This is a genomic window from Roseateles sp. GW821-FHT09H10, assembly GCF_059415865.1.
This window is the reverse complement of record NZ_JBWKOB010000005.1, coordinates 314,498-332,975: the sequence shown is the minus strand read 5'-3', so window position 1 is coordinate 332,975 and position 18,478 is coordinate 314,498. Positions and strand designations below refer to the sequence as shown.

General features: G+C 68.6%; 17 protein-coding genes, 1 tRNA gene and 1 pseudogene. 9 read left to right on the top strand and 10 right to left on the bottom strand.

The annotated features are described in order from the left end of the window. Nucleotides 1-24 precede the first annotated feature (24 nt). Nucleotides 25-753, bottom strand: coding sequence for a 2OG-Fe dioxygenase family protein (locus AC07OY_RS22725; protein WP_495044849.1), 729 nt, complete (start codon nucleotides 751-753; stop codon nucleotides 25-27). Continuing rightward, the gene (locus AC07OY_RS22720; RefSeq protein WP_495044848.1) at nucleotides 753-1,772 is read right to left on the bottom strand and encodes a CDP-6-deoxy-delta-3,4-glucoseen reductase; all 1,020 of its coding nucleotides are present in this window, start codon (nucleotides 1,770-1,772) and stop codon (nucleotides 753-755) included. The genes AC07OY_RS22725 and AC07OY_RS22720 overlap by 1 nt, the downstream gene beginning before the upstream one ends. Before the next feature lie 149 nt (nucleotides 1,773-1,921). Here AC07OY_RS22720 and AC07OY_RS22715 point away from each other — a divergent pair, with 149 nt between their 5' ends. Next, complete coding sequence (locus tag AC07OY_RS22715) at nucleotides 1,922-2,782, top strand: NAD-dependent epimerase/dehydratase family protein (protein ID WP_495044847.1); 861 nt, start codon at nucleotides 1,922-1,924, stop codon at nucleotides 2,780-2,782. Here AC07OY_RS22715 and AC07OY_RS22710 read toward each other — a convergent pair. Next, nucleotides 2,779-3,360, bottom strand: a complete 582-nt coding sequence (locus tag AC07OY_RS22710) for a rhomboid family intramembrane serine protease (protein WP_495044846.1) — start codon at nucleotides 3,358-3,360, stop codon at nucleotides 2,779-2,781. The two genes, AC07OY_RS22715 and AC07OY_RS22710, sit on opposite strands and share 4 nt — an antisense overlap. Before the next feature lie 94 nt (nucleotides 3,361-3,454). Continuing rightward, nucleotides 3,455-3,539, bottom strand: a tRNA-Leu gene (locus tag AC07OY_RS22705). Nucleotides 3,540-3,630: 91 nt separating this feature from the next. Here AC07OY_RS22705 and cysM point away from each other — a divergent pair. The 3 genes from cysM to AC07OY_RS22690 are packed head-to-tail and all read left to right on the top strand — an operon-like array spanning nucleotide 3,631 to nucleotide 5,289. After that, nucleotides 3,631-4,527: a cysteine synthase CysM gene (gene cysM / locus AC07OY_RS22700; RefSeq protein WP_495044845.1), complete on the top strand. Its 897-nt coding sequence runs from the start codon at nucleotides 3,631-3,633 to the stop codon at nucleotides 4,525-4,527. Further along, entirely contained in the window at nucleotides 4,524-5,057 is a 534-nt protein-coding gene (locus AC07OY_RS22695; RefSeq protein WP_495044844.1) for an NUDIX domain-containing protein, read from the top strand. The genes cysM and AC07OY_RS22695 overlap by 4 nt, the downstream gene beginning before the upstream one ends. A gap of 4 nt (nucleotides 5,058-5,061) precedes the next feature. Continuing rightward, nucleotides 5,062-5,289: a sulfurtransferase TusA family protein gene (locus tag AC07OY_RS22690; protein WP_119047273.1), complete on the top strand. Its 228-nt coding sequence runs from the start codon at nucleotides 5,062-5,064 to the stop codon at nucleotides 5,287-5,289. A 57-nt stretch (nucleotides 5,290-5,346) separates the two neighbouring features. On the opposite strand, the gene galU is transcribed toward AC07OY_RS22690, so the two are convergent. Then, nucleotides 5,347-6,231: a UTP--glucose-1-phosphate uridylyltransferase GalU gene (galU, locus tag AC07OY_RS22685; RefSeq protein WP_495044843.1), complete on the bottom strand. Its 885-nt coding sequence runs from the start codon at nucleotides 6,229-6,231 to the stop codon at nucleotides 5,347-5,349. An 86-nt stretch (nucleotides 6,232-6,317) separates the two neighbouring features. On the opposite strand from galU, the gene AC07OY_RS22680 reads away from it, so the two are divergent. Further along, nucleotides 6,318-7,268, top strand: a complete 951-nt coding sequence (locus AC07OY_RS22680) for an NAD(P)-dependent oxidoreductase (protein ID WP_495044842.1) — start codon at nucleotides 6,318-6,320, stop codon at nucleotides 7,266-7,268. Between the two features lie 3 nt (nucleotides 7,269-7,271). Here the strand turns inward: AC07OY_RS22680 and AC07OY_RS22675 are convergent, their stop codons facing one another. Both AC07OY_RS22675 and AC07OY_RS22670 read right to left on the bottom strand, forming a co-directional pair. Continuing rightward, nucleotides 7,272-10,085 (bottom strand): valine--tRNA ligase, encoded by a 2,814-nt coding sequence (locus tag AC07OY_RS22675; RefSeq protein ID WP_495044841.1) that lies wholly within the window; start codon nucleotides 10,083-10,085, stop codon nucleotides 7,272-7,274. A 110-nt stretch (nucleotides 10,086-10,195) separates the two neighbouring features. After that, a complete protein-coding gene (locus AC07OY_RS22670) occupies nucleotides 10,196-11,890 on the bottom strand; it encodes a CocE/NonD family hydrolase (protein WP_495045055.1) in 1,695 nt (564 codons plus the stop codon). A 373-nt stretch (nucleotides 11,891-12,263) separates the two neighbouring features. Between AC07OY_RS22670 and AC07OY_RS22665 the strand changes: the two genes are divergently transcribed. From AC07OY_RS22665 to AC07OY_RS22650, 4 genes are read left to right on the top strand one after another with little or no spacing between them, the layout of a single operon-like run. After that, nucleotides 12,264-12,710 carry a hypothetical protein gene (locus AC07OY_RS22665; RefSeq protein ID WP_495044840.1) on the top strand — a complete coding sequence of 149 codons (447 nt, stop codon included), beginning with the start codon at nucleotides 12,264-12,266 and terminating at the stop codon, nucleotides 12,708-12,710. Further along, nucleotides 12,710-13,033 (top strand): ATP-binding protein, encoded by a 324-nt coding sequence (locus AC07OY_RS22660; RefSeq protein WP_495044839.1) that lies wholly within the window; start codon nucleotides 12,710-12,712, stop codon nucleotides 13,031-13,033. The genes AC07OY_RS22665 and AC07OY_RS22660 overlap by 1 nt, the downstream gene beginning before the upstream one ends. Then, nucleotides 13,011-13,727: a response regulator transcription factor gene (locus AC07OY_RS22655; RefSeq protein WP_495044838.1), complete on the top strand. Its 717-nt coding sequence runs from the start codon at nucleotides 13,011-13,013 to the stop codon at nucleotides 13,725-13,727. Before AC07OY_RS22660 ends, AC07OY_RS22655 begins: the two co-directional genes overlap by 23 nt. Continuing rightward, nucleotides 13,724-14,800: a HAMP domain-containing sensor histidine kinase gene (locus tag AC07OY_RS22650; protein WP_495044837.1), complete on the top strand. Its 1,077-nt coding sequence runs from the start codon at nucleotides 13,724-13,726 to the stop codon at nucleotides 14,798-14,800. Before AC07OY_RS22655 ends, AC07OY_RS22650 begins: the two co-directional genes overlap by 4 nt. On the opposite strand, the gene AC07OY_RS22645 is transcribed toward AC07OY_RS22650, so the two are convergent. From AC07OY_RS22645 to AC07OY_RS22635, 3 genes and pseudogenes are all read right to left on the bottom strand, one after another. Then, nucleotides 14,797-16,287: an amidase gene (locus AC07OY_RS22645; RefSeq protein ID WP_495044836.1), complete on the bottom strand. Its 1,491-nt coding sequence runs from the start codon at nucleotides 16,285-16,287 to the stop codon at nucleotides 14,797-14,799. The two genes, AC07OY_RS22650 and AC07OY_RS22645, sit on opposite strands and share 4 nt — an antisense overlap. Before the next feature lie 5 nt (nucleotides 16,288-16,292). Continuing rightward, the gene (locus AC07OY_RS22640) at nucleotides 16,293-17,270 is read right to left on the bottom strand and encodes a GMP reductase (RefSeq protein ID WP_495044835.1); all 978 of its coding nucleotides are present in this window, start codon (nucleotides 17,268-17,270) and stop codon (nucleotides 16,293-16,295) included. A 576-nt stretch (nucleotides 17,271-17,846) separates the two neighbouring features. Beyond that, nucleotides 17,847-18,449 (bottom strand): annotated as a pseudogene (locus AC07OY_RS22635) (GDP-mannose pyrophosphatase); the annotation flags it as partial. Nucleotides 18,450-18,478 lie beyond the last annotated feature (29 nt).

Genomic DNA, 18,478 nt, shown 5'->3' with positions numbered 1-18,478 from the left:
TACGGATCTGGCGTCTGGGGCCGATCAGGGGCCCTGGAATCCGCCGCTGCGCAGCGTGATGACCAGGGTGTCGCGCCAGCCGCGTTCGCCCGGCTCCACCGGCTGGATGGGCGTGGTCTCGTGGATGACGCGGGCGTCGTCCAGCAGCAGCGTTGTCCAGGGCTGGGTCATGGTGAAGCGCTGGCCGGCCGGGCCGTCGGCGTCGAAGACGCGCGATTCGCCGCCCTTGATGCCCTGGCGGCCGACGAACAGCACGGCCACCAGGTCGACGCCGTCGCGGTGGGCGCCCTCGGGCGTGGGACGGCCGATGCCGTCGCTGGTGTCGATGCGAAAAGGATGGGCCTCGATGAACCAGGCCTGTTCGCCCTTCAGCGCCGAGGCGGTCTTCGCCAGGCCGAGCAGCAGGGCCGTCCAGGCGGGTGAAATGACCATCTCCTGGGCCAGCGGCACGAACCAGCGCTGGATGCCGCCGTGCAGGGCGTTGTAGTCCAGTGGCTGCCAGTGGGCGCGGTGGGGCTGAAGCGTCAGCTGGCCGGCGTCGGCGACGAAGCAGCCATGGCGGCGGAAGCGGTAGCGGCCGCCGTCCTTCAGATAACCATCGGGCGGCAGGTCGTCCCAGCAGGGCTTGAGGCTGTCGAGATCAGCAGCGGCGACACCGAGTGCGCCGAGCGAGTCGGGTGCGAGCACGGCCTCGCCATCGCGCCTGAGCGCGTCGACCAGTTCAGCGGCGGGCGTCCAGGGCGGTTCGAACATCAGTGTTTGTCTGCCTCTGAGGTGAAAGCGTCGGCGTAGAACTCTTCATCCGGCAGCTGGCACTGCGCGACGAAGTCCTTGTGCGCGGACTCGACCATGATGGGCACGCCGCAGGCATAGACCTGGTGGCCCGACAGGTCGGGGTGATCTTCCATGACGGCGCGATGGACAAAGCCGGTGCGACCCGTCCAGCCTGCGTCGGCCTCCGACAGCACGGGCCGGTAGGTCAGCGTCGGCCATTCGGCAGCGATCTGCGCCGCCCAGTCGTTCAGATACAGGTCAGCCTGCTTGCGCGCGCCCCAGTACAGCACCATGGGCCGCGTTGACCCGATGTGGCGGGCGCGTTCGATGATGGCCTTGATGGGCGCAAAGCCCGTGCCGCTGGCCAGCAGCACGATGGGTTTGTCGCTGTCCTCGCGCAGGAAGAAGCTGCCGAAGGGGCCTTCCATGCGCAGGATGTCCTTCTCCTTCAGCGCGCCGAAGACGTGATCGGTGAACTTGCCGCCGGGCATGTGGCGGATGTGCAGCTCGATCTGGCCGGGCAGCGAGTGCGGCGCGTTGGCCATGGAATAGCTGCGGCGCGAGCCGTCGCGCAGGATGAACTCGACGTACTGGCCGGCGCGGAACTGGAAGTTCTGGTTGGCGGCCAGCTGCATGGTCAGGACGGCCACGTCGGGCGCGGGGCGCAGCATGGCCGTGACGCGGCTGGGCAGCTTGAGCACCGGGAACTCGCCGGCGCCGGGCACGGTGCGGGCCTCGATGGTGCAGTCGGTCTGCGGACGGGCGCAGCAGGTCAGCACGAAGCCGGCGGCCTCCTCCTCGGCCGACAGGGCCTTGGGCTGGTGGTTGCCGTGGATGACGGCGCCTTCCAGCAGCTTGCTCTTGCAGGAGCCGCAGGCGCCGTCCTTGCAGCCATAGGGCAGGCCGACGCCATTGCGGATGGCCGCGGCAAGCAGAGTGTCGTCGGCCTCGGTCTGGTAGACGCGGCCGGCGGGCTGGATGGTGATCTGGTGGGACATGGCTTCCAAAAAAGCAGCGGCCCCGCGGAAATCTGCTGGGCCGTAGACTGCCCGCCATTTTGCCCGACTGACATATGCCCCTACGCTCGCAGAGCGAGCTGCCCCCCGAGGGGGCGCTCAGCGCCTTCGGGCGGCCGGGCGGCGCTGGTATGACCCCACGACTCCTCATCATTGGCTGCGGCGATGTCGGCCTGCGCGTGCTCAAAGTCCTGGCGGGCCGCTGGCGCGTGTTCGCGTTGACCTCCAGCCCAGCGCGTGCGCCGGAGTTGCGTCAGGCCGGAGCGATTCCTTTGGTCGGCAATCTCGATGACGCGGCGACCTTGGCCCGCCTGGCCGGCCTGGCCGACCTCGTGCTGCACCTCGCGCCGCCGGCTCGCAACGGCGACACCGACGAGCGCACCCGCCACTTGCTTGCCGCCCTCGCACGCAGGCCACCTGCGGCCCTCGTCTACGCGAGCACGACCGGTGTCTACGGCGACTGTGGCGGCGCCTTCATCGATGAGACGCGGGCGCCGAACCCGGCGACGGATCGCGCGGCCCGCCGCGTCGACGCCGAAGCCCAGCTGCGCGCCTTCGGCCGTCGCCACGGCACCCGGGTGAGCCTGCTGCGCATTCCCGGCATCTACGCCCGTGACCGCGAGGGTGGCCATCCGCGCGAGCGCCTGGCGCGCGGCACGCCGGTGCTCAGGCGCGAGGACGACGTCTTCACCAACCACATCCAGGCCGACGACCTGGCTCATGCCTGCCTGCTCGCGCTGCTGCGCGGCCTGCCTCAGCGGGCCGTCAATGTCTGCGACGACAGCCAGCTGCTGATGGGGGACTATTTCGATCTCGCGGCCGATCTCGCCGGCCTGCCGCGGCCCACGCGCATCACCCGGGCCGAGGCCGGTGAACAGATGAGCGCGATGCAGCTGAGCTTCTGGAGCGAATCACGCCGGCTGGACAACCACCGCCTCAAGCGCGAGCTGCGCCTGGCGCTGCGCTATCCGACGCCTCGAGAAGGCCTTTAACCGCGCCGGCGCGGCGAGCGCCAGTGCTTGATCAGCAGCCAGGCGCCCAGCATGCCGCCCAGGTGGGCGAAGTGGGCGATGCCGCTGCTGCGGCTGAAGCCGAGGATGAGTTCAAGGCCGCCGAAGATGGCGACGAAGTACTTCGCCTTCATCGGGATGGGCGGGATCAGCGGCACGATGATGCGGTTGGGGAACAGCATGCCGAAGGACAGCAGCAGGCCGAAGATGGCGCCCGAGGCTCCCACGGTGGGTGAGTTGGTGCCCATGGCCCAGGTGAAGGCCAGTTGCACCAGGGCCGCGCTGAGCGAACTGGCGATCAGGATCTGCGTGTAGCGCTTGGGGCCCCAGACCCGCTCCAGCTCGCCGCCGAACATCCACAGGCCCAGCATGTTGAACAGCAGATGCATGAAGTCGCCATGCAGGAAGGCATAGGTCAGCAGCTGCCAGGGCATGAACATGCCCGAGGCGAGCGGCCACAGCTCAAACCAGAGCTTGAGGATGGGGAAGAGCTCGAAGAAGCAGAAAAAGCCGACGCAAGCCAGCAGGAATGCTTTGGTGACCGTGGGCAGCGGGGGCATGGGTGGCGCGGCTGTGCGCCCGGGGAGGGCGCTCGCACCGGGACGGCCGATGCTTACCGTTTTGAGTATGCCAGGGACCGGCTGCTGCTTCTGATGGTGCCTCGGGCCGGACTCGAACCGGCACACCTTGCGGCGGGGGATTTTGAGTCCCCTGCGTCTACCGATTTCGCCACCGAGGCCCGTCGGAAACAGCTTCCCGCCATCACGGCGAGGGGCTGGATTATGCACTCGCCAAGGCTCGGACTTTGAAGCGGGGCCACAATCAGCGCCATGAACTATCCGACCCTCGAAGACGTGATCGGCGCCACGCCCCTGGTGCGCCTGCAGCGGCTGCTCGGCGCCGAGGCGCGCGGCAATGTGGTGCTGGCCAAGCTGGAGGGCAACAACCCGGCCGGCTCGGTGAAGGACAGGCCGGCCATCAGCATGATCAAGCGCGCCGAGGAGCGCGGCGAGATCAAGCCCGGCGACACGCTGATCGAGGCCACGTCGGGCAATACCGGCATCGCCCTGGCGATGGCCGCCGCCATCCGTGGCTACCGCATGGTGCTGATCATGCCGGAGGACCTGTCCATCGAGAGGGCCCAGACCATGAAGGCCTTCGGCGCCGAGCTCATCCTGACGCCCAAGACCGGCGGCATGGAGTACGCCCGCGACCTGGCCGAGCAGATGGCCCGCGAAGGCAAGGGCCGCGTGCTCGATCAGTTCGCCAATGGCGACAACCCGCGCGTGCACTACGAGACCACGGGCCCCGAGCTTTGGCAGGACACGAACGGGCAGATCACCCATTTCGTCAGCGCCATGGGCACGACCGGCACCATCACCGGCGTGTCGCGCTATCTGAAGGAAAAGAATCCCGCGGTGCGCATCGTCGGCGCCCAGCCGGCCGAGGGCTCGCGCATCCCCGGCATCCGCAAATGGCCGGAGGCCTATCTGCCCAAGATCTACGACCCCAGCGGCGTGGACGAACTGGTGCTGGTCAGCCAGAGCGATGCCGAGGACATGGCCCGCCGCCTGGCCCGCGAGGAAGGCCTGTTCGCCGGCATCTCGGCCGCGGGTGCCTGCTGGGTGGCCCTGCAGATCGCGCGCCGCGTCGAGAACGCGACCATCGCCTTCATCGTCTGCGACCGCGGCGACCGCTATCTGTCGACGGGCGTGTTTCCCGCATGACGGAGTACAAGTTCTGTCCGGTCTGCGCCACGCAGTTGGGCTGGATCACCCAGGCCGAGGATGGCGGCGACAAGCAGCGCCTGCGCTGCCCGGCCTGCGGCTTCACGCACTGGAACAACCCGACGCCGGTGCTGGCGGCCGTCATCGAATGCGTTGACCGCGAAGGGCAGGTCTTGTTGGCCCGCAACGCCGCCTGGCCGGGACGCTTCTTCGGGCTGATCACGGGCTTCATGGAGGCCGGCGAGACACCCGAGGACGGCATCCGCCGCGAGATCGCCGAGGAGACCTCGCTCGAGGTCGACTCGCTGAGCCTGCTTGGCGTCTGGGACTTCCAGCGCATGAACCAGATCATCATTGCCTACCATGCGGCGGCGCGCGGCGAGATCAGGCTGTCGCCCGAACTGGCCGAATACAAGCTGATCGCGCCCGAGGACGTGCGCTGCTGGCCGCAAGGGACGGGCCAGGCGCTGGCGACCTGGCTGCGCGCCAAAGGCATCGAACCCCAATGGCTGGACCTGAAGCGAGAATGACGAGATGGACGTCCAACGCGAGATCGACACCCGAGGCCTGAACTGCCCCCTGCCCATCCTGAAGGCCAAGAAGGCGCTGGCGGAGATGCAGAGCGGCGACCTGCTGCGCGTCGTCGCCACCGATCCGAGCTCGACGCGCGACTTCCAGGCCTTTGCGCGCCAGACGGGCAATGAACTCGTGGCCCAGGAAACCCGGGCCGACGAGTTCATTCACGTGCTCAGGCGGCGCTGAACAAACCTTGGGTACTCGGGGACGGCACTGCGGCCTGTCCCCCGGGGCCTCAGGGCCTCAGAGATCCAGGCTCTGCAGGAATTCCTTGAAGCCCGGGCCCAGCTGCGGGTGGGCCAGGGCCAGTTCGACATTGGCCTGCAGGAATCCTTCCTTGCTGCCGCAGTCGTAGCGCTTGCCGTCATAGCGGTAGGCAAACACCTTCTCGCGGCGCAGCAGGCCGGCGATGCCGTCGGTCAGCTGGATCTCGCCACCCACGCCGCGCGGCTGGTTGGCGATCTCGTGGAAGACGCCCGGCGTCAGGATGTAGCGGCCGGCCACGCCCAGGCGTGACGGCGCGACCTCGGGGGCCGGCTTCTCGACGATGCGGTTCACGTCCATCAGCTGGTCATTGACCGGGGTGCCGGCGACGATGCCGTAGCGGCGGGTGTGCTCGGCCGGCACTTCCTGCACGGCCAGGATGGAGGCGCGCCAGTCGGCGAACTGCTCGACCATCTGCTTCAGGATGGGCGTCTCGCCCACCATCAGGTCGTCGGCCAGCAGCACGGCGAAGGGCTCGTTGCCGACCAGGCGCTGGCCGCAGAGCACGGCGTGGCCGAGGCCGAGGGCCTGGGCCTGGCGCACATAGATGCACTCCATGTCATCGGGCTTGACCGAGCGGACGACGTCCAGCAGGTCCTGCTTGCCGGCGTTTTCCAGGGCCACTTCGAGCTCGAAGGTCATGTCGAAATGGTCTTCGATGGGGCGCTTGTGGCGGCCGGTCACGAAGATCATCTCGCGCACGCCGGCGGCGTAGGCTTCCTCCACCGCGTATTGGATCAGCGGCTTGTCGACGACGGGCAGCATCTCCTTGGGCTGGGCCTTGGTGGCGGGCAGGAAGCGGGTGCCGAGGCCGGCGACCGGGAAGATGGCTTTGGTGATCGGCGATTTGGGCGAGGAGGCCATGGGCATACACTGGTTTGACAGGGTCGCAAAGATTGTGTCACGGGGGTTGTGACGCTTTTGCCCCTGGAGTCGGGCACATACAAAGAATGACAGTCCTGATCCTGGAACCGTTGGAAGCCGAAGTCGTGCAGTGGCTGGCCGAGCGCCATGATGCCCGTTTCGCGCCTGAACTCGTGGGCGATCCCGAAGGCCTGATCGAGGCCCTGCAGGACTCCCGCGCCCTGGTGGCGCCGCCCGAAGTCCGCATCGACGCCGAGCTGCTGCGCGCCGCGCCGACGCTGCGGGCCATCGGCCGCGCCAGTGGCGGCGCCGAGAACATCGATGTCGAGGCCTGCCGCCAGGCCGACGTTGAAGTGGTGCGTTCGCAATCCTCGACCGCCAGTGCCGAGGCGGAGTTCGCCATCGGCGCCTTGCTGAGCCTGCTGCGCCGCGTGCCCATCGAGGGCAGCGACGGCCTCAAGGTCGGCCGCGAGCTGGGCTGCTCGACCATCGGCGTGCTGGGCCTGACGCCCACGGCCCAGGTGCTGACCCAGCTGCTGCATGCCTTCGGCTCGCGCGTCATCGGCTACGACCCCGGGCTGCACCCGAGCGACGCCACCTGGGGGCGCTGGGGCATGGATGCGGTGTCCTTGAGCGATCTCGTCGAACACAGCGATGGCCTGGTGCTGCTGCAGCCCTATTTCCCGCGCTTTCGCGGCCTCATCGGCGACCGCCAGCTGGAAAGCGTGCGCGCCGGCCAGGTGCTGGTCGGCCTGAGCCAATCGGGCATCGTCGACGAGGCGGCCCTGGGAAGGGCCCTGCGCAACGGCAAACTGCGGGCGGCCTGGTTCGACAGCCTGGAGCCGGGCTGGCTGGAGGCGGGCCGGCCGCTGCACGGCATCTCGACGCTGCAAGTCACGCCGCGGCTGGCGGGGACGACGCGAGAGTCCCGCGTGCGCGCCGCCTGGGCGGTGGCGCGGGGGCTGGACGAGCTGCTGGGCGCGCCGTCCAGTGGAAAAAAGAAGGCCGCCAAGAAGGCGGCCGTCGACTACTACTGAAGCTCAGCCTTGCAGGCGGGCGAGCTGCTCGCCCAGCCGCGTCACGGTGGCCTTGAAGTCGGCCAGACGTGCACGCTCCTGCTCGACGACGGCCGCCGGCGCGCGGGCCACGAAGCTCTCGTTGCCCAGCTTGGCCTCGATCTTGACGATCTCGCCCTCCAGGCGGGTCTTTTCCTTGGTCAGGCGGGCGCGTTCGGCCTCGACGTCGATCTCGACCTTCAGCGCCAGCTTGGCGGCGCCGTGCAGCAGCACGGGCGAGGTCGCGCTCTGCTTGGCGAACTCGGCTTCGTCAGCGATGAGCTCCACGGAAGCCAGCTTGGCCAGCACCTTCAGCACGGCCGCCGCTTCGGTCAGGAAGGAGAGGTCGCCGCCCACCAGCAGTGGCACGCGGTCGCTGGGGCTGAGGTTCATCTCGCTGCGCAGGCTGCGCGTCGTGCCGACCACTGCCTTGAGCTGGGCCACCCAGGCGTCGGCCGCGGCATCGATGCGCTCGGGCTGGGCGACGGGGTAGGGCGCCTGGCCGATGTAGTCGGTCGCCTTGCGGCCGGCCACCGGAGCCACGGTCTGCCACAGCTCTTCGGTGATGAAGGGGGCGATGGGGTGCAGCAGGCGCAGCGTGGTCTCCAGCACGCGGATCAGCGTGCGGCGCGTGGCGCGCTGCTGGCCTTCGTCGCCGGTCTGGATCTGCACCTTGGCGATCTCCAGATACCAGTCGCAGTACTCGTCCCAGACGAAGCTGTAGATGGCGTTGGCGACGTTGTCGAGGCGGTACTCGGCAAAGCCCTGTGCAACCGCCGCTTCCACGCGCTGCAGCTCGCTGCTGATCCAGCGGTCGGCTTGGCTGAACTTGTTGTACCCCGGCGGGCACTTGCCCTGCTCATGCGCCAGGCCGCAGTCTTGGCCCTCGGTGTTCATCAGCACGAAGCGGGTCGCGTTCCAGAGCTTGTTGCAGAAGTTGCGGTAGCCCTCGCAGCGCTTGGTGTCGAAGTTGATGTTGCGGCCCAGGCTCGCGTAGCTGGCCATCGTGAAGCGCAGCGCGTCGGCGCCATAGGCCGGCATGCCCTCGGGGAATTCCTTCTTCACGCGGGCGGCCACCTTGGGCGCCGTCTCGGGCTTGCGCAGGCCGACGGTCGACTTGGCGGTGAGCGTGTCGAGGTCGCAGCCCTGGATGAGGTCGACCGGGTCCAGCACATTGCCCTCGGACTTGCTCATCTTCTGGCCCTGCGAGTCGCGCACCAGGCCGTGGATGTAGACATCCTTGAAAGGCACCTGTCCGGTGAAATGGGTCGTCATCATGATCATCCGGGCGACCCAGAAGAAGATGATGTCGTAGCCGGTCACGAGCACGGAGGAGGGCAGGAAGAGCTCCTGCTCCAGCGTCTTCTCGGGCCAGCCCAGCGTCGAGAAGGGCACCAGCGCCGAGGAGTACCAGGTGTCCAGCACGTCGGGGTCGCGGGTCAGCTCGCCGAGGTAGCCGGCAGCCTTGGCGCGGGCCTGCGCTTCCTCCTCGCTGCGTGCGACGAAGAGTTCGCCGCCCGTGCCATACCAGGCCGGGATCTGGTGGCCCCACCACAGCTGGCGCGAGATGCACCAGTCCTGGAGGTTGCCCATCCAGTGGTTGTAGGTGTTGACCCACTGCTCGGGATGGAACTTGACCGCGCCGGTGTCCACCGCCGCGATGGCCTTGTCGGCAATGCTCTTGCCGTCGGCGCCGGGCTTGGTGGTGGCGACGAACCACTGGTCGGTCAACATCGGTTCGATGACCTGGCCGGTGCGCTCGCAGCGCGGCACCTGCAGCTTGTGCTTCTTGACCTCGACGAGCAGGCCTTGCGCCTCCAGGTCAGCCACCACGCGCTTGCGGGCGACGAAGCGGTCCAGGCCGCGGTAGGTTTCGGGCGCGTTGTCGTTGATCCTGGCCTGCAGGTCCAGCACCGCAATCATGGGCAGGTTGTGGCGCTGGCCGACGGCGTAGTCGTTGGTGTCGTGGGCCGGCGTGACCTTGACGACGCCGGTGCCGAACTCGCGGTCCACGTAGTCGTCGGCGATGACCGGGATCTCGCGGTCCGTCAGCGGCAGCTTCACGAGCTTGCCGATCAGGGCCGCATAGCGCTCGTCTTCGGGGTGGACCATGACGGCCACGTCGCCCAGCATGGTCTCGGGGCGGGTCGTGGCCACGACCAGCGAGCCGCTGCCATCCGCCAGCGGATAGCGGATATGCCACAGCGAGCCGTCTTCCTCTTCGGACGACACCTCCAGGTCCGACACGGCGGACTGCAGGATGGGATCCCAGCTGACCAGGCGCTTGCCGCGGTAGATCAGGCCTTCCTCGAACAGGCGCACAAAGGTCTCGACGACGACGGTCGAGAGCTTCTCGTCCATCGTGAAGTACTCATGGCCCCAGCTGACGGAGTCGCCCAGGCGGCGCATCTGGCTGGTGATGGTGTTGCCCGACTCCTGCTTCCAGTCCCAGACGCGGGCGACGAAGTTCTTGCGGCCCAGGTCGTGGCGGCTCTGGCCGGCGGCCTGCAGCTGACGCTCGACGACGATCTGCGTGGCGATGCCGGCGTGGTCGGTGCCCGGCACCCACAGCGTGTTGTGGCCCAGCATGCGGTGGTAGCGCGTCAGCGAGTCCATCACCGTCTGGTTGAAGGCGTGGCCCATGTGCAGCGTGCCCGTCACATTGGGCGGCGGCAGCTGGATGCTGAAGGAGGGCTTGGCCTGGTCCAGGGTCGGCTCATAGAGGCCGGCGGCTTCCCACCTGGGACCCCAGTGGGCTTCCAGGGCGGCGGGTTCGAAGGACTTGGCAAGTTCGGTCATCGCGGCGTCGCCCGCTGTGAAGCTGGGGCGAAAAGAGGGCTTTTCGGGGGTCCGCGATTGTAGGGGCCGCCCTGGGAGCATCCTGGGCGGCCCCTTGGCCCCTTGGCGCCTTAGCGCGTCAGCAGCTTCAACTGCAGCGGGCTGCCCGAACCGAAGTCCAGCGCCATGTCGAAGCGCTCGCCGGTGCGCACCGGCGGGCCGTAGAGGTGGTCCTGCGTGTCGAACACCAGCACCAGGCGGTGGCCGGCCGGCACGTCGTAGCCGGTGGCGACCATGTCGAAGCTGAAGTCCTGCGACTGGCCCGGCGTGGCGGCATGCACGGCGCGGGCGCCATGGGTGATCAGCGTGCCGAAGCCGGCGATGTCGACGTCATAGAGATAGGCCACCAGCATGCCGCGTTTCTGCGACGGCACGGCCTTGAGCTTCAGTGTCGGCGCGCCGCGCAGCTTCAGCGTCTGGCTGAGCCAGGGGCCCTCGTAGCGCACGCCAAAGGCCGGCAGCACGGTCGCCATCTGGTTGATGACGGGCAGGCCGACGCTCTCGGCCAGCGGCGACAGTACGGGAATGGGCCCGGTCGTCGCCGTCGTGTCCAGCGCGTTGCCGATGCTGTCGCGGCCGCTGGTGCTGCGGCTGCCGGTCTGCAGCTCGCCGGTGATGCCGCGCCAGCACAGGCAGCTCAGCTCCCAGCGCACGGCGCCGCGCGGCGTGATCTGGTAGTCCAGGTTGCGCAGCTCGGGCGCCGGCCAGGTCGACAGCGTCTCGCGGTAGCCCTGGAACTTGGGCTGCAGCGACACCTTGGGTTCGTTCTCGATGCCGTTGGCCTTGCCCTTGAGCCAGCGGTCGAACCAGCGGTGGGCCTGGTCCCAGATGACGTTGTCGACGTCGAACAGCGCGCCGGGGATCTCCGCCGAGGCGTGGATGCCGGGCTGCAGCATCAGCTTCTTGGGCCCCGTCAGCTGGCTGAACATCGCCAGCGACGAGTTGGGCGAGAACATGTCGTCCTGCCAGTTCTTGCCGATGAAGACCGGTGCGCCGCGCTGATTGATGGCGGCCACCACGCTGGCGGGCGAGCGTGGCCAGCCCCAGGCCGTGATCTCCGCAATCTTGGACGCCGGCGTATCCGGGTTCTGGATGGCGGCGTTGTACTCGGCCACGATGGGGTCGAGGTTGCCGGTCAGCTGGCCGGAGATCTGCAGGATGTTGAGCCAGGTCGGGTTGGGCACCTGGTTGCGGTACATCTGGTCGAGCAGCGTCGCCCAGCCAGACAGCGCCACGGCGGTCTTCAGCCGCGGGTCGTTGCCCAGGGCCAGCAGGGACAGCCCTGCGCCATAGGAGATGCCGGCGGCGCCGACGCGCGCCGGGTCGGCCGGTGTCTGGGCCAGGGTCCAGTTCAGCACGCCGCTGACGTCGGCCACGTCCACCGGGCCGGCCACGCCAATGGTGCCTTCCGAATCCCAGAAGCCGCGGGCCGTGTAGGCCACGGCGATGTAGCCGTCGCGGGCCAGGCGCTGCTGCTGGCCCAGGTATTCGAAGAATTCGGCCACGGCCCAGCTGGTGACGAAGATCACCGTGGGGTATTTCGTGGCCGAGCCGCTGCTGGCGCCGGCCGGCAGGAAGACATTGGCCGCCAGCCGCACGCCGTCCGGCCGCGTGACCTTGAGGCCGCGGATGAAGCAGGTGCCGTCCTTGGGCGAGATCACGCCGGGCATGGCCAGGGGCGTGGTGTAGGTGATGGCTTCCAGCGGCGTGGCGGCGCGGCAGCTCAGGTTGGCGGCCTGGGCAGAGCCCAGACCGAGGGTCAACATGCAGCCCAGCAGGGCCGCTCCCCGGGCTGCGCGCGCGCGCCAGCCCTGCATCGAAACAGTCATGGTTGTCTCCGTCGGGGGTGGGTGTGAAGACGGCCGGCATCCCCGATAAAAGCACGACCGTTCGTTTTATTTTTCGTCCTGTCGGCCGGTCGCCGCCTGGGGATATCCCGCCCGCCACGCTTGACGTTGTGGCGGCGGGACGTTCCTGCGGGTTAGGGGAGGGCGATCGCCGGGGCCGGCGTGCTAGATGGGGCCGAGGGCGAAACAAAACGAAACCCGGCGATACCGCGTCGAGATGCTCTCCGAGGGCCTAACCGGAAACATGAGCGCCATCCCAACCACCGGGTCTCGAGCACCCACGGAGCGCACCATGAACTTCTTTCGTCGCATGCACGCCCATCACGAGTTCCATCACCACTTTGGCCACGGCCACCATGGCCATCATCTCGGCCGCCATGCTGACGGCTTCGCCCATCTCCTCATGGCCCGAGTCGGCGCCAAGCTGGACCTGGACAACGAGCAGCAGCGCCGCTTCGCCAGCTGGATCGAGCAGATCCAGAACCAGCGCGACGCCATGAAGGGCCTGGCGCGCGGACCGGACGTCGTCGGCCTGATCGCCGGCGAGCAGTTCCCGCGCGAGGCGGCCCAGCAGCTGCTGGATGCCAGGCTCGACGCGGTGCGCACCGCCGGCCCCGGCCTGATCGGGTCCTTCGCCGAGTTCTTCGACTCGCTGGACACCGAGCAGCGTCAGGTGCTGCGCTTCATGATGCGGCGCTTCAGCCAGTCGCGCCGCCATGGCGACGCGGCGAATGCGTGATGGACGTCCACTGCGGCAATCAGCCGCGCGGCCGCTTCGTTCCCTTTATCGATCGCAACCGTTGCGAGGGCAAGGGCGACTGCGTGGCCGTCTGCCCCTTCAATGTCTTCACCCTGGGCAAGCTGGCGCCCGAGCAGCGCCAGGGCTTGAGCCTGTTCGGCAAGCTCAGGGGCATGGCCCACGGCTGGGAGCAGGCCTTCACGCCCCATGCCGAGGCCTGCGAAGCCTGCGGCCACTGCGTCAGCGCCTGCCCCGAGAAGGCCATCACCCTGGTGCGAGCCGTGCACAATTCTTCGCGACATGCACCGACTGCTGCTGATTGACGATGACGAGGCCCTGGCCGGGCCGCTGACCCAGTACCTGGCCCGCTTCGACCTGCAACTCGAGGCCGTCACCCGCCCCAGCGCCGCGCTGCAGAGGCTGGCGGCGGAGCGCTTCGATGCCCTCATCCTGGACGGCATGCTGCCCGAGATGGATGGTTTCGAGTTCTGCAAGCGCCTGCGCGCCGGCAGCGACGCCTGGCGCGACATGCCCATCCTGATGCTGACGGCGCGCGGCGACCTGACCGACCGCGTCGTCGGCCTGGAGCTGGGCGCCGACGACTACCTGCCCAAGCCCTTCGAGCCGCGTGAGCTGGCCGCGCGCCTGCAGACCATCCTGCGCCGCACCCGGCTGGCGCCGCCCGCCGCCGCGCCCGCCGTGCCGCAGCCGGCCAGCAAGCTGTGCTTCGAGGGCCTGGAGATCGACACCTCGCGCCGTGAAGTGAAGTGCGCCAGCGGCCTGGTCGAGCTGACCGGCACCGAGTACGAGCTGCTGCTGATGCTGGCCCGTGAGCCGGGCAAGGTGTTCTCGCGCGACGACATCCTGAACCGCCTGCGCGGCCAGGAGGCCGAGCTGTTCACGCGCGCCGTCGACATCCTGGTCAGCCGCCTGCGCCGCAAGCTGGAGCCGCTGGCCGCGCTGAAGACGCTGCGCAACGCGGGCTACTGCTTTGCGCTGCCGGAGCGAGCTTCGTGAAGCACCATCCTTACGACCACCGCTGGCGCGAGCGCTGGGAACGCAAGAAGAAGAAGCGCGCCCAGCGCATGAGCCGCGACTGGGAGTACCGCTGGCGGGTGCGCCACCGCTGGCACCAGCGCTGGCATCGCCACCATGCCCATTTCAAGTATTCGCTGGGTGCGCGGCTGATCGCCGTCTTCATGGTGCTGGCCTGCACCAGCAGCGTCATCCTGTGGGCCTGCATGGGCAGCGCCTACGGCCTGCTGTGGGCCGTGCCGGCCCTGCTCATCGTCACCGGCCTGGCCTTCGGCATGATCCGCCACATGGTGCAGCCCCTGCACGCGCTGGCCCTGGGCGCCGAGGCCTTCCGGCGCGGCGAGTTCTCGCACCGCGTGCCCGTCATCCACGGCGACGAGATCGGCGACCTGGCCCTGCGCTTCAACCAGATGGCCGCCGACATCCAGGCCATGCTGGACGGCAAGCGGGCCCTGCTGCTGGCCATCAGCCATGAGCTGCGCAGCCCGCTGACACGGGCGCGCCTGCATGCCGAGCTGGTGGGCGAGGGCGAATCACGCGATGCGCTGCTGGATGAACTGGCGCAGATGCGCGACCTCATCACGGCCTTGCTGGAGAGCGAGCGCCTGGGCAGCGGGCACAGTGCGCTGCAGCTGTCGGACTGCGACCTGGCCGCCCTGGTGAGGGAGCAGGCCAAGCCCGGTGTCGAAGTGCACATCGACGCCGATCTGCCGGCGCTGAAGCTGGACCGGCTGCGCGTGCAGCTGTGCCTGCGCAACCTCGTGCACAACGCATTGAGGCACAACGATGCCGCGCTGGGTGCGGTGCAGCTCAGGCTGGAGCGTGCCGGCGAAGGCCTGCGCCTGAGCGTGCGCGACTTCGGCCCCGGCGTACCGCCCGATGCGCTGCCTCAGCTCGGCCAGCCCTTCTTCCGTCCCGACGAGGCGCGCACGCGCCATGGCGGCGGCGTCGGCCTGGGGCTGTGCCTGTGCCGCCTGGTGGCCGAAGCGCATGGCAGCCGGCTGGAACTGCGCAATGCCGAGCCGGGCTTCGAGGCTTCGGTGCGCTTTGGCTAGGGCGGGACGCGGTCGAACCAGGGCTGGGCTGTTTCCAGCTCCGCGGCCAACTGCAGCAGCAGGCCGTCCTCGCCCGGCGCGGCATTGAAGTGCACGCCCAGCGGCAGGCCGTCGCTCGTCCAGTGCAGAGGCAGGGAGATGGCCGGCGTGCCGGTCAGGTTGGCGAGCTGGGTGAAGGGCACATGGCGCAGGCTGTCGGTGGCCATCTGCTGCACGACGCCATCCAGCAGGCCGGCGCGCTTGAGCAGGCCGAGCAGGCCCGAGGCCCGCAAGGCGTTCATCACGGCGATCTGGGCGGGTGGCGGATCGCCGGTGCCATGCAGCACGGGCGGCGAGGCCAGGGTCGGCGTCAGATAGACGTCGTAGCGCGAGTGCAGAGCGGCCAGGCTTCTCGCATAGCCGTTCCAGCGCAGCAGTTCCAGCGTCAGCTGCTCGGCGCTGGTGGCGCGGCCGAGGGTCGCGATGAGGCGGGTCAGCGGCTCGAAGTCGGCCTCGCGCCCGCCCTGGGCGGCGGCGAGGCTCAGGGCCGCGGGCACCTGGCCGAAGTAGATGTGCAGAAAGCTGTTGGCCAGGGCTCGGCCATCGAGGTCGGGGCGGGCCGGCTCGACGACATGGCCGAGGCCTTTGAGCAGCGCCACCGTGCGCTCCACGGCAAGCCGGGCCTCATCGTGCACGGGTTCGCCAATCGGCGAGTCGGCGCACCAGGCGATGCGCAGGCGGCGCAGCGGCGAGCGCAGCTGGTCGACGAACGTCGTGGCTGGAGCGCGCAGGGCGATGGCGTCACCCGGTTCGGGTCCGCTGAGGATGTCCGGCGCCAGCGCGGTGTCGCGCACGCTGCGTGAGATGACGCCTTCACTGCAGGCCCCGAACCAGATCTCGCCCTGGCCCGGCCCGACCGACACGCGGCCGCGCGAAGGCTTGAGGCCGACGAGGCCGCAGCAGGCGGCGGGGATGCGGATGGAGCCGCCGCCGTCATTGCCTGCGGCCATCGGGACGACACCCGCCGCCACGGCCGCTGCCGAGCCGCCGCTGCTGCCGCCCGGTGTGCGCGTCGCGTCCCAGGGGTTGCTGCTGCGACCGAAGGCCAGCGGGTCGGTGACGCCCTTGAGCCCCAGCTCGGGCGCGTTGGTCTTGCCGAAGATGACGACGCCGGCATCCAGCAGGCGCTTCACCACATGGGCGTGCTCACGCGGCGGTGGCAAGGAGGCGAGGGCCCGGCTGCCCCAGCTGGTGGGCTGGCCGGCATAGTCCTCGGCGACGTCCTTGATGAGGGTGGGCACGCCGGCCAGCGGCCCGTTGACCAAGCCGCGCGCAAGTTGGGCGCGGGCCTCGGCTTGCATCAGCCGGCAGACCGGGTTGAGCGTGGGCTGGACTTCGGCCAGACGGGCGAGAGCCAGGTCGAGAAGGGTTTCGGCCCTGACTCGACCGGCAGCCACTTCCGCGGCCAGCGAAGTTGCATCGTGACTGCGGTAAGTGGCGAAGTCCATGCGGCTTACATGAACAGATGTTCGCCGGCGTTCTCGCCGCCGAGGATCACGTAATTGACCTTCTTCAGATCGGCGAGCTGCGTCCCACCCGCATACGAGATCGAGCTCTGCAGGTCCTCCTGCATCTCGCGCAGCGTGTCGGCGAACTTGCCCTTGACCGGCTCCAGGATGCGCTTGCCTTCGACGTGGCGGTACTCGCCCTTGTTGAAGTCCGACGCCGAACCGTAGTACTCCTTGTAGAGCTTGCCGTCGACCTCGACCGTCGTGCCCGGCGACTCCTCGTGGCCGGCGAACAGCGAGCCGACCATCACCATCGAAGCGCCGAAGCGCACGCTCTTGGCGATGTCGCCGTGATGGCGGATGCCGCCGTCGGCCACGATGGGCTTGGTGGCCACGCGCGAGCACCACTTCAGCGCCGACAGCTGCCAGCCACCGGTGCCGAAGCCCGTCTTCAGCCGCGTGATGCAGACCTTGCCCGGGCCGACGCCGACCTTGGTCGCGTCCGCGCCCCAGTTCTCCAGGTCGATGACGCCTTCGGGCGTGCCGACATTGCCGGCGATGACGAAGGTGTCGGGCAGCTTGTGCTTGATGTGGGCAATCATGCGCTGCACGCTCTCGGCATGGCCGTGGGCGATGTCGATGGTCAGGTAGTCGGCGCCGACGCCCTCGGCGGCCAGCTGGTCGACCAGCTCAAAGTCGGCCGGCTTCACGCCGACGCTCAAGCTGACGAGCAGGCCCTTGTCGCGCATGTCCTTGGCATAGGCCAGGCTGTCGAGGTCGAAGCGGTGCATCACGTAGAAGTAGCCCTCGCGGGCCAGCAGCTCGGTGATGGGCTCGTCCACGACGGTCTTCATGTTGGCGGGCACGACCGGCAGCTTGAAGCGGTGCGGGCCGAACTGCACGGAGGTGTCGCAGTCGGAGCGGCTGTCCACGCGGCACTTGCGCGGCAGCAGCAGGATGTTGTCGTAGTCGAAGATTTCCATGATTCAAGTTCACAGTTGCGGCGCGCGTTTGGCAGTGCGCGACCTGGGCTGCGAGCGCTTGACTTGCTTCGGCATGAGGACTGGCGCCCTCGACGGCCGGGAGGCCGTCGCGTCGCAGGCTAACTTCGCTGGCGAAGTTAAGGCGCGACGCGCCGGGCCGAAGACAAAATTTGGGCCCGGTGATTGATTCTACGCAGGCTGAGCGACGAGTGAATCCAAGCCGTAAATCACCGGCAGTTGACGCGCAAATGCCGCTTTGACCATGGCATCGGCACCTGTCGAATCGCCGCCGATTCGCAGCACCACATCGCAGCGTTCCAGCAGGGCTTGGGCGTGCGGATGGAAGTAGCGATCCCAGGTCGTGTCGCCTCGCTGACCTCCCGCCGCTTCAATCAAGGGCAGCGTGATCCATTCGCCCAGCAGCGGCACATGGCCTCGTGATGCGACCTGAACCGCGGCGTCCTGCATGGCCTTCACGTTGGCCGCGATCAAGTCCTCGCGGTCGCCGGTGCCGCTGCGGCAGGGGCCAGCGATAAAGACCAGCAGCGGGCCCTGACGCGGCGGCGGCCCGAAGACGTGGCGCTCGGCCCAGCGCAGCAGCATGATCGTCTTGGCATCGACGATCTCGCCAGCCTCCACCTGGCGCATGGCCTCGTCGAAGCCGATCTCGAAACGGGCGATGTCCTCGCCTTCGTCGATGAGACCGCCGCCTGCGCCCACCAGATCGCCGTCCTCGTACTCCGCCGCAAAGAAGTGCAGCTTCTCGGTCACCGAGCCCGGGCTCATGTAGGACTCGAACAGTGGCCGCACCTCGCGCAGCTTCACGCCGGCTTCCTGCTCGGCCTCGGCGCGGATGCAGCTGACGGGATCGTTGGCGTCGAGCAGCCCGGCCACCGCTTCCACCATCAGCTCTTGCCAGCCATTCACGAAGACGGGATAGCGGAACTGCCGCGTCAGCATCACACGGCGGCGCGCGCGCTGGTAGAGCAGGATGCAGGCGCCGTTGCCGCGGTCATAGGTTTCGCGGTCCTGGGTCTGCCATTCGCCGCTGTTGCGCAGGAAGTCGAATCGGGTGGTCTTCAGCGTGTACCAGTTGTCGGACAGCAGGCGCTCCTGCCGGACGCGCACGCGTTCGGGCAGGGGCAGGTCGGCAATGCGTGAATCGATCTGGTCGTGCATGTTGTTTCCTGATTTGAGAATAAATCATG